Here is a 15,916-nt window from a genome sequence, read left to right on the forward strand (position 1 = left end):
GCCCGATTGAATATGAAGACCGCTCCTAAGACACAATACGTCCGTATTAAGCCAGAACTACCTTTTAAACCATGGCTCTTAATTCTTCCTACTTTATTAGTTGCCACCGTTAATGACGCTAATGCGCTGCAGGTCAACATCCAAAATCACTGGATGCGCGACTACTTAGATATGGCGCAAAACAAAGGCATGTTTGAGCGTGGCGCTACCGGTCTTGAGATCAAGCGTAAAGACGGCACTGTTCTAAAGCTGCCTAATGTACCTTACCCTGATATGGGTGTTGTCTCTAACCAAGGTTCAGTCACCTCAATTGGTGGTGCCTACATGGTTACAGCTACCCACAATAAGAAATTCGGCCCATGGCATCACTCTGTACTAAATCCATCATGGGGCAACACTACCTACACTGCACAAGCAGGTGAAGTCTCAGTCGACTACGGCATTAAGAGCGCTGACTTTTCTGCTGTACGCTTAGATAAGTTCGTGGTTGAAACTCGTGGCGTTGGTGGAATAGACACTTCCTTAAGCTATGAGGATTTCGTCGACCGCTATGGCGTCATGATTGATGGCAAAAAGCAAGTTATTGCCTACCGTGCTGGTGCTGGCATGCTGTCAATCCAAGATAAGAACGGTAGAGTAGACTATAAGGACATCTCATACCGTCCAGAACTTTTAGGTGCCTCTTTCTACACTCTTAAGGGCTTAGGCAAAGGCTCAGAGTGGATTAATTTTGAAAACATGACCTCCCTTAGCAATATCACCACCACCGGTGATAGTGGCTCAGGTGTCATGATTTGGGACAATCAAAACCAACAGTGGGTATCAGCTGGTGCTCTGCATGGCATTGCTGGCAATAGCCAAGCTACTTGGTTCATCTATGCTAAGTGGAATCAAAAAGCCGTTGATGAGCTTAAGCAAAAACATACTCATTCTATTGCGCTTAACAAGGGCGAGCTGACTTTTGATAGTAACGATATCCACAAGTACACCATTGGAGGGATCGCTGGTCAGTTTGAAGATCGCAAAGATCTCTCCTTTACTGGTGGCGGTACCATTAACCTCACTAAAGACCTGCATTTAGGTATTGGCGGCCTTATCTTTGATAAGGACAACAATTATGTAGTCAAAGGCGAGAGCTTCTCTTACAAGGGCGCTGGTATCGACATTGGCAAGGGATCAACCTTAGAGTGGAACGTGAAGGGTGTTGAGGGTGACAATCTCCATAAGATTGGCCAAGGCACCATGAATGTTAACGTCACTCAGGGCAACAACCTCAAGGTTGGCGATGGTACTGTGGTGCTTAAGGCTGAAAAGAGCTTTAACAACATTCACATGACCAATGGCTACGCCACTGTAAAGCTCGATCATGACAAGGCTTTAAATACTGATAACGGCCGCAACGGTATCTACTTTGCGCGTCATGGCGGTACCTTAGACGTTAATGGCCATAGCTTAACTTTTGAGCAGATCGCTGCAGCAGATGACGGTGCGACTATCACCAACACCAATGAGAGCACTCGCGCTGACATTAACTTTAACCTAAAGGCACCTTACGCCTATCACGGCAACTTTAACGGCAACCTCAACGTTAAGCATGAGTTTAACGATAAGGTCGACGATGAGACCTTGCACAATAAGCGCAACCTCATCTTAGATGGCGACGTGATGATCAAGGGCGATATCTCAGTTAAGAATGCCAAGATCACCATGCAAGGTCTGCCTGTTACTCATGCAACTTTTGGTGAGGCGAAGTGCAATCTAGGCCAATTCCAAATCCCTTGTGCTAAAGACTATGTAAGCGACATCAAGAACAAAGAGAACGAGGCTAATAACAAGCACAACTCTCACTACATGAGCAACAATCAGCGCAATGACTTTAGTCAGCCTGATTGGAAGCAACGCACCTTCATGTTCGATAACTTAAAGCTTGATGGTGCTGCTTTAGCTGTGGGTCGCAACACTAATCTCTTTACCAATATTGATGCTAAAGACTCTAAGATTCAATTTGGTGGCAACATCAAGACTTTCCGTGACAACTACGCTGGCGACAACGTAACTGGCTTTGACTTTAGACAAGACCTCAAAGAAGGTGAATCCATCTTAGATGAAAGCATCTATTTTGAGGGTGATATCAAGGCTGACAACTCCACCATCACCTCTCACATGAAGATGATGGCCGCAAGCTTTGATCTATCACATGGCTCTAAGTTTACAGCCGTGGATAAGAACAGCCTTACTCGTATCCTCGACAAGGGTATCCATGTTAAGGACACTTCCTCATTAGAACTTGGCAATGTCTTTATCAGCCAAGCTAAAAATGAAGTGGTCATTGAAAAAGATGAAAAAGCTACCCTTACCATGCAGAACGTGGACGTAACTAACGCCACAGTTAGACTGCCTGGACTGTCTGTACAAGGCACTTTAGCAGCTAATAGAAATGCTAATGTCTTTGTTGATCAGTGGAACTTGCATGATGGCAATTTAGAGTCTAGCGACAACGGCATGATCAACATCGATACTCTCAATGTTGCAGGCATGCAGAAAGCTGAGAGCGCCAACATCACCGTTAATAAGCTGCTCCACATGAGCGACGTTAACCCAAATAAGCCACTGCCAGGTGCTCATGAGTGGGTGGGACTGAGTGTTAACAACCTTACATTAAAGCAAAACTCCAAGGTTACTGCAGAGTTTTCTAACGACTTCCTGTCGATTGCTAACTTAAGCCTCAACAAGCAGCATACTTTAATTCAGGCCAACGAGCTTAAAGATGAGCGCTCAAGCCATGACATTGCCTTCACTCTTAAGGGTGAGGCCGTGGGTGCAAACAGCAAGATTGAGGGCAATAAGGTCGTATTTACTCTGACTGATAACCGCTATGTGAAAAAGTCTAATGCCGGCTTTAGAAGCATGGGCTATGGCTTTGCTGCGATGCAGGATGATCGTCTCTTAGATGATGATACTTTCTACAGCCCAGTTGGCTATCAGTACATGCAAGAGGCTAAATCAGACACTCAAAAGGCTATCATTAACGCTATCGTACAGAACAATGATAAGTCTGAGGACAAGTTCCAAGAGGCTGCCGTAATTGATGCTTTATCCATGGCTGATGTGGATGCAGGTGTTGAGGCCTTAAACAAGATTGCAGATCGTACTGAAAAGATCTTCGATCAAACTGCTAAGACCATCAATCCAGACAGCTACGTTAAGCCTATTCGTAATGTGGTCGACTCTCGTTTAGCCTCCTTACGTCGTGCAGCTTACAAGAGCGTGGCTCAGTATGCGCCAGTAGCTGGTGTCGGTGATTTCATGGAGATGTCCAAGATCTCTGATGCCCAAATGGCTAACCAGTCCATCTATGTGGATTTCAGCGGCGGTCTTGAGAAGAACGGTACCTTCAAAGAGAACGTATTGAGCTCTAACTTAGGTTATGACCACCTCTTTAGCTTTGACAAACAGCGCTTAGTTTTAGGTATTGCTGGTAGCGTAACTAGCCTCAATAAGGAAGATGTGGGCTCTAAAGATGAAGGCCTCATGTACAGCGCTACTGGCTATCTGTCTTTCGAGCAAAAGGAAGGCTTTGAGTTCCAGTCTTATCTGACTGCAGGTTACTTAAAGAATGATCGTACCTTCACTCCTGATATCTTCATCGGTGAGCAAAAGTTTGACGAGGATAGCTGGATCTTAATGAGCTCCAACTACTTTAAGTATCACTTTAGAACTGGCAACCTGAGCATTAAGCCAATGTTATTAGCTGACTTTGGTTGGAGCCACACCTCAAATAGCGAGTCTCAGTACTTTAAGCGCGACAGCCTCAATGACACCACCGTTGACTTCGGTGCTGGTCTTGAGATTGAAGGCTTTAATGAGGATATGGGTTACCTCTTACAATTTACTGCTAAGAAGAACATCTACAGCTCAGCTGACAGCATCGGTATTAACCTTAAGAACTCCGATGGCTACATCACTTACGGCATCAACGAGAAGGACGATGTACGCTTTGCAGCTAATGCCATGATCACCAAGCGTGTCAGTGAGGATATCCTGCTTGATTTAGGCTTAGGTGCCACCGCCAGCACTAACGGCTCCAAGGGCATTAACGCAAGCACCCGTGTCCGCTGGATCTTCTAAACAACAAGCCTAAGGCCCACAAACCACAGCCACAGCAAGCCTAGATTCTCTAGGCTTGCCTCGCAGCGCTAGGCCTTGCAATCTTGTATTGCGCCACTAAACCTAGTGCTCTTGTATTTGAGTGCTAGGCCTAGCTCGTTTGCCTTGACCTTGCACAAGTACAGCCATTACATTCATTTAATGGCAGTCGGTGCGATATCAGGCGCTGTGGAGATATTTAGGCGGCCTAAAACGAAAAAAGAGTACGGATCATGAACGATCAGTACTCTTTTTTTATTTGGTGGGCATCAACCCACTACTTTAGACACAGGGCTATTTGTCTAGAATTAGATTAGACCTTAGAGTCGATAAGAACCTTGGAGTGCTTAATTTCAGCAAGAACATCCATGTTCTGACCTGAGCCTTGGAAGGTTTCATACTGCAGAATTTCACCTGCAAACTGCTTTCTAACCTTCTCTCTCTTTAAAGGTGCTAATTCAGCATATACCTCAGGTGCTAAGTCGCGCTTGAATGGTACGAGAGGCTCTTGTCTTAAGCATTCAGCTAAGAAAACCTGTGAACGACCAATCTCGGCATCTTCATGACCATGAATAATGTCGGCAAACTCTTGTCCGCGCTCGAAGTCATCGCTCTGAGCATACTTACGTACCTCAGGTAATAGACAGAACTTTGCTCTTAAATCTTCAGGAGCCTGACCCTCATCTGGGCCACGAGTCCAAGCAGCATCGGTTACATCAGGGGATAACATAGCTAACATGAGGTTAAAGTCAGTCTGATCACCCTCGTGCAGCGACTCATTGAGTCTTTGACCTAGCTGCAGTTCGTCTACAAGGTAGACGTCACGTAGTTCTTTTGAAATCATGGTCTTAGCCCTTTTAAGTATAAAGCTGTTAAGCACACTCACAGTGTTGCAGCACGTATCTGAGTTGCTAGCAGCTGTAGTTGCTTTAACTAAAGTCCTAAGCTCTAGTTTGCTAAGAAGACACGAGTCTTCCTAACTATTCTAACGGATACATTTTTAGATATTTAGTACCACCGTGACAAAAGTTTCCGGTTTCGGTCACAATTTGCCATATACATGGGCTTTATGGCGGCAAATTTTGGCAAAAAATTTAGCAAACATTTTTTCTAAGCTTTACCAAAGATCAAAGATCACGGCTTTGCCATTAGCATAAAGGTGCATCTATACAGCCTCAAAAGATCACGCAGCCTTACCACACAAACATGATAAATAAGCCAATTTATAAACCAGCACCGTCTCAAAGATCACCGTTTTTTTCCCTGCTGCATCAAGATCACCACTGCTATTTTATAGTTCTTATGTTCAATGTAATGTTTCTTAGCCTCATCACTAAGATCACAGGTGATTACCAAGCTACCATCTTACTTGGGGCTGGGCTTGGTTTGCTCATCTACATCTTACTTGGGGATGGGCTTGGCATGTTCGTCCTCCCTCTTACTTGGATCTGGGCTTGGCATGTGCGTCATCGCCCGCTCAAGGCAAGTGGTTTTAGCCTAGCTATAAGAGCAGCAAAGCCCAAGGCATAAAATGCACTTGGGCTTGCTTCAATGTGACTTATGGCTTAATCCTACTCTTGCTAGCTAGACATTGCTCAGTCAACTGTTTGTCTAGATCTGAGAGGACTGCTTTAACGCTTCTGGAGCCTGTGAGCCGTCTTCTTTCATGAGCTTATTACGTAGCTCAATGAGATTCTTGGCCTTACTTTCTTGTGAATCAATGCCAGTAAGCTGACTGATGTATGATGCACCCACTATGATCGGGTAAGCTACAGAAGTGTATCCAATTAACTCTTGTTGTTTATCTAAGTACTCAAGCAGAGCTCTTTGACCTGATACATCAGGGCTTACGATTAATGAAGCTTGATCACCAGATAAATCTACACGCACTTCATTTTCATGCTCATCAGTAAATATCAGATCGCCAAGCTCAAGATCACTTAGTGCAACTAATGATGACTTATCGTTAGGTGATGGCGCGTTGGTAAGTGTCATATCTCTCTTGAGCAGCGGCATATAGTCATACTCACTGATGAGGGTGGTGATCTCATCGCTAGACTTGAGCTTAGTGCCACCAAAGATGCCGAAATTATCTTCATACAAAGTCTTACCGTACTCATTTAAAGCCATGTCATTAATATTAAAGACATTACTTGTCATCTTTAAAGTGAGTTTTAACTCTTTATCATCACCACTAAGCTTAGTGATCTCGCTTAAGACTAAAGGAGCAAAAGCATTTTGCACTTGCTGCTCGTTCAAGGTTAATGTGGAGCTAAAGGTGCGTGAGTTTGGGCCAACCACATTAGCTAAACGTACATCCTCATTGATCAGCGCTTTAGCCATAGCATAGTGGAAAGCATCTGCTGCCTTGCTATGTACTTGCATAGAGGTAATGTCTTCATTGTTGAAGACCTTTTGAATGAGCAAATCTTGATTTGGCTTATCTGCAGCGATCACTTGGCCGTTAAACTTGAGCTGAGCGTATGTCAGATCAAAACTGTTATTCTTAAAGACGTTAAAGGCAAACTCAGTTTGAAGAGTAAAGCCACTTTTGTTGAGCTGTTTAACAACTGCTTGCTTCTTGTCATCTGATGCTTCAGGTATCACCCAAGATACGACCAGTTCATTAGGCACAGTCGCGGTATATACCACTGCTGGCACATCAATACCGTTTAAAGTACGCTCATGCCAACTACCCTCTTTGGTATAAGCACACATTGAGAAAGCCTCACCAATACTCCTCTTAGCATCAAAGTCTAAGTATCCATCCCTAACAACAGAGATATTGTCAGCGCCACATGCACTTAAAAGTATGGCAGCACTGCAGCCTAATGCAGATAAGACGGATAAATTGCGTAAGCTACTAGACATGGTAAGTTCCTTTAGCAAGCATAAGTTTTGGTAGCATGACGATAGTATACAAACTAAACCTTAGCTAAGGTTTAGATTTCTATCTTTTAGTAGCTTTTACTAAATATTCAATACGCTCCTTTACGTTATTGTGATTACAAAGAGCGTAAAAAAGGGCTGTCTATTCCTAGACAACCCCTTTAGATTAAGTGCTGAAATCTTTTTGAAGCGTAAGGTGCTAATTACCTTGTATATAGGCGATTACTTAACGCAAAAACCACTGCACTCAGTTGCATCAACGATAAGACGCAGCATACGACGCAGAGGCTCTGCTGCACCCCATAAGAGCTGATCGCCTACGGTGAATGCAGATAAGTAGTTATCGCCCATCATCATCTTGCGGATACGACCGATTGGTACAGTTAAGGTACCTGATACGTATGCAGGGGTGAGCTCCTTTAAGGTAATCTCTTTTTCGTTTGGAACAACCTTTACCCAGCTGTTGTGAGCGGCAATTAAAGACTCAATCTCGCTGACAGAGGCGGTCTTTTTGAGTTTGATAGTCAAAGACTGGCTGTGGCAACGCATGGATGAAATACGTACGCAGTTACCATCAACAGGAATAGTTGCAGGTGGAAGACCTAAGATCTTATTGGTCTCAGACATGCCCTTCCACTCTTCTTTAGACTGACCATTATCAAGCTGCTTATCAATCCATGGCAGTACGGAACCAGCTAAAGGAGCGCCGAAGCACTGAGTCTCAAAAGACTCTGAGTTCATAGTGGCACGAACTTTCTTCTCAATATCCAGAATATTGGCAGCTGGATCAGCAAGCTCGGCCTTTACAGAATCGTGCAGCTGGCCCATCTGAACTAAAAGCTCACGCATGTTCTTAGCGCCCGCACCAGATGCGGCCTGATAAGTAGATGAAGAAACCCACTCAATGAGATCTGCTTTAAACAGACCTGCCATAGCCATGAGCATTAAGCTTACGGTGCAGTTACCACCAACGAATGTCTTAATACCGTCATTTAAGGCACGATCAATTAGACCTTTGTTTACTGGGTCAAGAATGATTACTGCGTCATCTGCCATTCTTAAGGCAGAAGCTGCATCTACCCAATAGCCCTTAAAGCCAGCCTTCATGAGCTCTGAATATACCTTGTTGGTGTAATCACCACCCTGGCAGGTTAAGACGATGTCCATCTCTTTTAAAGCCTCAATGCTGTAGGCATCTAAAAGAACATCAGACTTTAAGTTGACACAAGCAGGTGCTGCAAGACCTGCCTGTGAAGTGGTGAAGAAGTAGTTATCGAAAAGATTAAAATCGCCCTCAGCTCTCATTCTATCCATGAGAACAGAGCCAACCATACCACGCCAACCAACTAAACCTAGCTTTAACATGAAATGTGAACCTCAAAATAGACCGCCTCAGTAATGTCAGCGTCCTTTAAAGCTCGCAGTTAACTAGATTAGTTTAGCAAGTGGTGTAACACTTAAGCGTAGCTAAACTTTAACTACTGTGGGTTAGAAGTTGGACACTTATCAATGCTGTATTGGCGGAAGAAACTTCTGTCAGTGGCCTCTAATAATACAGTTACTTTGCGTCCTGATGAGATAATACTGTGCAGCAATGGATTTTTGCACAAGCCAGGTGCATTTTTCTGAACTTGATCCAGCGCTGCCTCTTTTTGGTGCTCATCTAAACCTGCATAAGCTGCAGGATCTTTTTCAAAGTAGATCTTAAAATCTTCAGTTCGATCATCGATTCGAACCATAGAAGTATGCTGATCAATAGTTAAAGGCAATGCAGCCTTTAAGCTTTCGATGGTTTCAGCCTTACGGTCAACAAAGAACTCGCTATAAGCCATGTAGCCTACTAAACCTAATGCGACTACGCCGATGATCTTAACGTTACGCATTACCTTAGCCTGAGCAATGGCACGACGCTCTTGCTGCTTTTCGATGAGTGCCTGATATTTGCCATAGAAGCGAGCACCACCAGCACTGATACTTTCCTTTTCGCTTCTTAGCTTCTGCAGCTCTTCAAACTCCTCAGAAGAAAGCTTATGGAAAGACTCAATAGCGCCCTCTTTCTCTTTAATTTCTTCATCAGTGAGAACTTTACCCTCAGCTTCAGCTTGACGCTTTTTCTCTTCCATACGCTCTTGCGCAGATTCAGCATCAATATTAGCTAGGGCTGCTCTCATATGTGGAGGCAGTCTAAATGGCTCATAGGATTCACCACGAGCACGGGCGGCAGTATCTAAAGCCTTATGGAAGAAGCGATTGCCTCCAGCTAAAGCTCTATTCTCCTCCTCAGTAATACGTGGTCTACCAGTATAAGCAGAGACGTCATCACCCATCTTAAACTTAGGGACATCCTCTCCTTTATACTTCACGCCGCTTGCCTCATGAGAGCCATCTTTTGCTGATGCTACGCTAGAGGCTGATACTGCAGCCGATGCAGATGCAGAAGCTGATGCCGAGGTAGCAGCCTCACTTTCAGTTTCATTAACAGCACTTGCATCAGATGCCTTGTCTTCTATGGCTAGATCCTCTGCTGCTACATCCTTATCTGATGCAACATCCTTATCTTCTGAAGCATCCTCGGCTACGACCTCATCTTGTGAAGTAGCCTCGGCTGTATCTGCAGCGACTTGATCTTCAGCTGCTGAATCATCAGATGCTAAAGTATCTGCCGCTTTCTCATCAGTAGAAGCTGATGACTCGAGAGTATCGGTATTCTTTTCAGACTGCTCTTGGGCGCTCTCATTTACAGATGCAACTGAGTCAGTGGTGCTAGCACTTGTAGCTACCTTAGCAGCAACTGCATCTTGACCCTCAGCTTGAGCCACATCGCTAGTGCTAATAGCGTCATCATTTTGCTTGATCTCATTGTCTGTCACGCTTTTATCGGTATGACTCATCTGAAACCCCTGATACTTTCTGATGGAAAATAATTTATAACGGCAAGCCATTGTACCAAAGATATACATAGAACTAGCTTAGGAAGTACTGATGCAGCACCTTTATGCAAAAGAGCATCGTTTTGCTCACAAAAAAGTATGTTTAATTAGGCATTTGCATGGAGGTGTTGATATCAAGGCTTAGTTAGATAGCTACCAAATAAAACTTATAGCTGATGGCAAAACAGCATTTGTTTGCTGTTTTTAACAAAAATACAGGGCTAATATGCTATGATCTTAGGTCGTTTTGAGTAAGGCAAAAGCTAGTTTTAGCATGTCTTTGACAAGGTATTTTGGGCTTATTTATCTGCTCTCTTGGCACCTAAACACAAGTAGATTTCTAGACAAGTTGTTACTATCTACGCTTTGGTATTAACTGTTTTTGCTGCCCCTTGGTCTTACAAACTTTTTCATTGAAAAATGTTTTTGGCATTGGCAAATAGTTAGCTACCTATCTTCTCTGGTTTCATAAAGCCTCATTGCTAAAGCTATCGACAACTGCGCTTACTTATTCAAAGATTTCTTTATTTGCACCTACACATAACACTGTTAGTTCTGTTTAGTCAGTCACTTAGGTAAGGTGCCTTATCGTTTCATTCTCTTCAGGGTTCTTATGACAACAATTGCAGGCAAAGATGCATCTTTAGAAGATTCTCTCAGTCGTTTTAAGCAAATTGCAGCTCAGCTCAAGCTTGAAATGATTGAAGACACCTGGTTAAACCCACTGCCTGACCTGTGGTCAGTTCACCTTTCTTTAGCTAAGTGTCCAGCCATTTACTCCAATGGCAAAGGTTCAAGCAAGGACGCAGCCTTATGCTCTGCTTACGGTGAGATCTTTGAGCGTCTTGCTACTCATATGAGCTTTGCAGACTTCTTCTTAGGCGGTGACAACGCTGAGGATAAGTTTGTTCACTTCCCTGATGAGAAGTGGACTGAGCTTAATGAGGATGAAGATGGCACTCCAATTTCTAATGACATCCTCAACGTCAAGCTGCGTGAGCTCTATGGCAATCAAGGTGAGCTTACTTTAGAGAACCTTGTTGATATACAAAGCTGCTCTTTTGAGCGTGGTGTCTGCTCTATTCCATTTACTAATGCACGTAATGGTGAGATCGTTTACTTCCCAGTAAACCTCTTAGATAACCTCTACGCATCTAATGGCATGTCAGCAGGTAACACTGAGTATGAGGCTTTAGTACAAGGTTTATCTGAGATCTTAGAGCGCTATGTAAAGGGCAAGATCATTCGCGAAGGTTTAACTTTGCCTGAGGTTCCTGAGAAGGTCTTAGAAAAGTACCCTAAGTCACACGCCACCTTAAAGGCGCTGCAAAGCGATGAGATCAAAGTTATCTGTTATGACGCATCTTTAGGCGGCAAGTACCCTGTAGTGTGTGTAGTACTGTTCAATCAGTCTAATGGCACCTGCGTAGCATCCTTTGGTTCTCACCCAATCTTTGAAGTCGCTTTAGATCGTACCTTAACTGAGCTGATGCAAGGACGCACCTTTAGTGACTTAGATGGCTTTGATGAGCCAAGCTTTGATCTCGAAGAGACCGCTTCTGTTGTTAACATCGAGAGCCACTTTGTTGACTCTACTGGCCTGCTGCCAATGAAGATGTTTAACAAGCAGCCAATGTACCGCTTTGTTGCTTGGGACTTTAATGGCAGCTCTCACGATCAGTACAAGGCTCTGCGCTACATTATTGATAAGCTCGGTTTTGATATTTATGTACGTACTTATCAAAACTTAGGCATTCCAGTTTATCGCATCATTGTCCCAGGCATGTCTGAGATCTATCCATTTGACGATCTTATCTACACCAATACCAATGCCAACATCATCTTCCAAGAGGCAATCTTATCTCTGCCAGAGTCTAACGAGGATGCTGATACTTACTCAGACTACTTAGATGAGTTAGAAAATGAAGGTATTGATGACGATGCCCCTGTAGCCAAGACCTTAGGTATCCTGCCTGATAAGGGCAGCCCATGGGAGACCTTGCGCTTTGGTGAGCTTAAGTGCTTAATTGCTCTTGAGGCTGAAGATTACGAGCAGGCTTTAGACTTTGCTAAGTGGACTGTACTGTTCAACCGCAACGTCTTTGATCTCAAGCGTTTACGCTTCTATCAGTGCCTAATTAAAGTCCTTACTTGCTTAACTCAAAAGGATCTCAAAGAGGCCGATTACGACAATGCCTTTGCTCTTATCTATGGCAAGGATGTCTATGAGAACGTTCGCGCCCACATCAAGCACGAAAAGCGCTTTAATGGTCTTAAGGCATCTGATCTTCAGATGTCAGGCTTTGAGCAGCACCGTGCCATGATTGAGGTCTACGAGATCGTTAAGAACGCCAAGATTGCACTTAGCGACAACGCCACTAGCAACTAATCGAGCTTTTAGTCCATGTACATGTCTAAGCTGTGTACTGCCCAAGCGTAGAGCGCCTCTAGGCGGCGCTAACAGTAAGCTTAGAGCGTATCTAAGTGGCGCTAGCAGTAAGCTTATTGCATGGCAAAGTAGCTTATGCATGCCCTATCCTAGATTTAGGGCATGCCCATATTCCCCTCATCATCTAGTCCTTGTGCGCTAACTCTTGTTTATCTCTACTATGCACTAGCTCTATAGTGTCTTTTTTTCATCTTACGACGTAATCTCTCATGCTAGGCTAAGGCTACTCATCTATAATCTGCATATTGATGTTTGATGCATACAGGAGGGATTAATGTCCGTCAGAAAACTTAAGCGCACCTTTAAGAGCCTAGCTACAGCCGCAATTATCGGCGCAGCACCTATAGTATTAAGCGCTTGTCAGAGCGTTGAAAGTGGTGCCATGATTACAGATGCTTCTTTCTGGCAGGATATGCAAACTAAGCTTAAGAACATCAAAGACATAAGCTTATCTGGCCGAGTTAAGTTCTCATCTCCAGCACAAAAGTTCTCCGCCACCTTCCAATACTCAGGTCAGGACTCTTCTAACTACACCTTGCGCTTAAGCTCTACCTTGGGCAATGAGCTAGCCTTATTAAAAGTTACTCCATCAAGCGCCATGTTAACTGCAGCTGGACGTACTATTAGCTCTCCTGATGCTGAGACGTTATTTGCCACAGCTACTGAGCTTAATCTGCCACTTAAGGAATTTCACAGCCTCCTTATCGGCATTGCGCCTAACGAGTACAGCCAATTTACCCCTGAAGGCATTTTAATGCAGTCACAGGTACCCGGCTTTATCATCAACTACCGCAATTACATGACTGTAGAGAAGGTGGCCTTACCAAGTGAAATTGAAGTAATTGGTAACAATCTGCACATGATGATCACTCCACGCAATGTGCAAAAGATTGAGTATCGTTAAGATCCAGAGGTGTGTATGTTTCAAGTACTCTCTCCGTGCAAGCTCAATCTGTTTTTATATGTAACTGCAAAGCGTGCTGACGGTTTTCACGATCTCCAATCTCTGTTTTGTATCTTAGATCATGGCGATACCATGCGCTTTGATGTTAAGGACGATGGCAAAGGTGAGTTTAAGCTACTAAACGACATGGGCTTTGCAGTTGAGGATAATCTCATTTATAAAGCCTGGAAAAAGCTCACCACTATCAGCGGCAAGAACTTTAGTGCTACTGTTGATGTAGACAAGCGTTTACCGATGGGCGGTGGACTTGGAGGCGGATCTTCAAATGCTGCTACTACCTTATTAGTCCTCAATCACTTAGCTAATCTTGGCTTTGACAATGACAAGCTCTGTGATATTGGTGCTCAGCTAGGATCAGATGTGCCATTCTTTGTTGCTGGCCACAGTGCCTTTGTTGAAGGTCGTGGTGAGGTGCTCAACGCAGTAACGGTTCCCGAAAAATACTATTTAGTCATCACACCACGCTGCCATATCTCAACCAAAGAGATCTTCACTAACGAAGAACTTAAACAGCATTACTCGCCTGTACGCAGTTTTGACGAGCTTATGGCAACTGAATTTGGCAATGACCTCATACCAATTGTCAGAAAAAATTACTGTGAAATTGGACACACTTTAGACAGATTGGTAAAATATGGAGTTGCTGCGATGTCAGGAACTGGAGCTTCTTGCTTCGTCTCATTTGACAGTGAGCAGCAGGCTCAAGAGGCATTATCAGACTTCAAAGCTGACTTTGAATACGATGCCTTTATCGCCCGCTCAGTAAACGTCTCACACGTCATCACAGCACTTGCATCTGCTAAGTAATAGCAAACAGATCGTTTAACCTTATCACTTCTGTACGTGGTCATTACAAGATCAGAGCTAAAAGCTTAACGCACTTAGCCTATATAAAAGATCACGGACAATCCTAAAGAGCTTAGTTACACTCCTATCCATGGGCGGCTAGCTTTAGCATAGTAACTAAGCGTAAGTTACTCATTTGGTTTTAGTCTCAACTATCTCGTAATACAAGTTAATTTGTATCATGAAGTTTTGTTATCGCTGTCACATATGGTTTTAACAGCATCTTAAACTCAATTTGAGAAAACTTGGCTTGTTTAGGCGTCAGTGATTTAAATTTCTTTGCGTAAAGTTTGCTGTTTTAGTGGTAAGATAGCGCCGACTCAAAGAGGCAAAGTAATTTGCTTCAATGTTCTAAATTATTCTCAGGACTCTTGTATGGCTGATATGAAGTTATTTGCTGGTAACGCTACTCCGGAACTAGCAAAAAAGATTGCCGCTCGACTTTACACCCGTTTAGGAAATGCAACCGTCGGTCGTTTCAGCGACGGTGAAGTCCAGGTTCAGATTAATGAAAATGTTCGCGGCTGCGATATCTTCATTATTCAGTCGACCTGTGCACCGACCAATGACAACTTAATGGAACTGATTGTCATGATCGATGCTATGCGTCGTGCTTCAGCAGGCCGTATTACCGCTGTTGTTCCATACTTCGGCTATGCACGTCAGGATCGTCGTTTACGTTCTGCTCGTGTACCAATTACCGCTAAGGTAGTTGCTGACTTCTTATCTTCTGTTGGTGTAGACCGCGTTCTGACCGTTGATCTTCACGCTGAGCAGATCCAGGGCTTCTTCGACGTTCCTGTAGACAACTGCTTTAGCTCTGAGATCTTCGTAAGCGACATGCTTGAGCAGAATCTCACCAACCCAGTAGTTGTTTCTCCAGATATGGGCGGCGTGGTACGTGCTCGTGCTATTGCTAAGCTCTTAAACAACGCTGACATTGCTATTATCGATAAGCGTCGTCCACAGCCTAACGTATCTGAGGTTATGCACCTCATCGGTGACGTTAAGGATCGTGACTGTATCATCGTTGACGACATCATCGACACTGGCGGCACCTTATGCAAGTGTGCTGATGCTCTGAAGGCTCGTGGTGCTCTGCACGTAATGGCTTACGCTACCCACCCAGTATTATCAGGTAAGGCTCTTGAGAACATAGCCGGTTCATCATTAGATGAGTTAGTAGTTTCTGACTCTATCCCAGCTACCGATGCAACTCGCGCAATCTCTAAGATTCGTTACTTAACCTTATCTCCAATGCTTGCTGAGGCAATCCGTCGTATCAGCAACGAGGAGTCCATCTCTGCAATGTTCGGTACCGTTTAATCGTACTTTTGCACAGAGATTAAAGCTTTAAGCTTTAAAAACAGGAGCATGCTCTAACGGGCATGCTCCTGTTTTCGTTTGGGTAATAGAAAATTACCAATCGCTATCTGCAGCTATAAATTAGCAATTGACTTAGCAAGCTTAAATTACTACCTGCCTAGTAGATTAAAATTATGAACTGCCTTATACAGGTACCAATTGCAAACTGCTGTTGGCAGGTTAAAAAGTAGTTTTTACATGCTACAGACGCAACTTGAGGAGATGAATTTGATATAATTTTCTAGAAGTAGGAAATTAGGAGTCCCCATGTCCCAGTCAAAGAGTTATGTAGCCAAAGAAAATAAGATTGAGCTTGATGCTTTAGAG

At 43.8% G+C, this 15,916-nt stretch carries 9 protein-coding genes; 5 read left to right on the forward strand and 4 right to left on the reverse strand.

Translation table 11 applies throughout. From position 1 onward, the window contains the following. The first annotated feature begins 12 nt into the window (after positions 1-12). Positions 13-4,128 (forward strand): S6 family peptidase, encoded by a 4,116-nt coding sequence (locus RDO37_RS02850; RefSeq protein WP_308498029.1) that lies wholly within the window; start codon positions 13-15, stop codon positions 4,126-4,128. A 331-nt stretch (positions 4,129-4,459) separates the two neighbouring features. Here RDO37_RS02850 and RDO37_RS02855 read toward each other — a convergent pair whose 3' ends face one another. The 4 genes from RDO37_RS02855 to RDO37_RS02870 all read right to left on the reverse strand — a co-directional run bounded on the left by RDO37_RS02855 (position 4,460) and on the right by RDO37_RS02870 (position 9,926). Beyond that, positions 4,460-4,990, reverse strand: coding sequence for a VC2046/SO_2500 family protein (locus RDO37_RS02855; protein ID WP_308498030.1), 531 nt, complete (start codon positions 4,988-4,990; stop codon positions 4,460-4,462). 767 nt (positions 4,991-5,757) lie between these two features. Next, positions 5,758-7,017, reverse strand: a complete 1,260-nt coding sequence (locus tag RDO37_RS02860; RefSeq protein ID WP_308498031.1) for a hypothetical protein — start codon at positions 7,015-7,017, stop codon at positions 5,758-5,760. 240 nt (positions 7,018-7,257) lie between these two features. Then, positions 7,258-8,400, reverse strand: coding sequence for an aspartate-semialdehyde dehydrogenase (gene asd / locus RDO37_RS02865; RefSeq protein ID WP_308498032.1), 1,143 nt, complete (start codon positions 8,398-8,400; stop codon positions 7,258-7,260). Between the two features lie 113 nt (positions 8,401-8,513). Continuing rightward, a complete protein-coding gene (locus RDO37_RS02870) occupies positions 8,514-9,926 on the reverse strand; it encodes a hypothetical protein (RefSeq protein WP_308498033.1) in 1,413 nt (470 codons plus the stop codon). Between the two features lie 652 nt (positions 9,927-10,578). Here RDO37_RS02870 and ycaO point away from each other — a divergent pair. From ycaO to RDO37_RS02890, 4 genes are all read left to right on the forward strand, one after another. Continuing rightward, the gene (gene ycaO, locus RDO37_RS02875) at positions 10,579-12,354 is read left to right on the forward strand and encodes a 30S ribosomal protein S12 methylthiotransferase accessory factor YcaO (protein ID WP_308498034.1); all 1,776 of its coding nucleotides are present in this window, start codon (positions 10,579-10,581) and stop codon (positions 12,352-12,354) included. 334 nt (positions 12,355-12,688) lie between these two features. Then, the gene (lolB, locus tag RDO37_RS02880; RefSeq protein ID WP_273324624.1) at positions 12,689-13,318 is read left to right on the forward strand and encodes a lipoprotein insertase outer membrane protein LolB; all 630 of its coding nucleotides are present in this window, start codon (positions 12,689-12,691) and stop codon (positions 13,316-13,318) included. A gap of 15 nt (positions 13,319-13,333) precedes the next feature. Beyond that, the gene (gene ispE / locus RDO37_RS02885) at positions 13,334-14,185 is read left to right on the forward strand and encodes a 4-(cytidine 5'-diphospho)-2-C-methyl-D-erythritol kinase (RefSeq protein WP_308498035.1); all 852 of its coding nucleotides are present in this window, start codon (positions 13,334-13,336) and stop codon (positions 14,183-14,185) included. A gap of 414 nt (positions 14,186-14,599) precedes the next feature. After that, positions 14,600-15,550 (forward strand): ribose-phosphate pyrophosphokinase, encoded by a 951-nt coding sequence (locus RDO37_RS02890; protein ID WP_027938912.1) that lies wholly within the window; start codon positions 14,600-14,602, stop codon positions 15,548-15,550. Positions 15,551-15,916: the final 366 nt, after the last annotated feature.

The sequence above is a fragment of the uncultured Anaerobiospirillum sp. genome (genome assembly GCF_902485895.1).
Classification (GTDB): Bacteria; Pseudomonadota; Gammaproteobacteria; order Enterobacterales; family Succinivibrionaceae; genus Anaerobiospirillum; species Anaerobiospirillum succiniciproducens.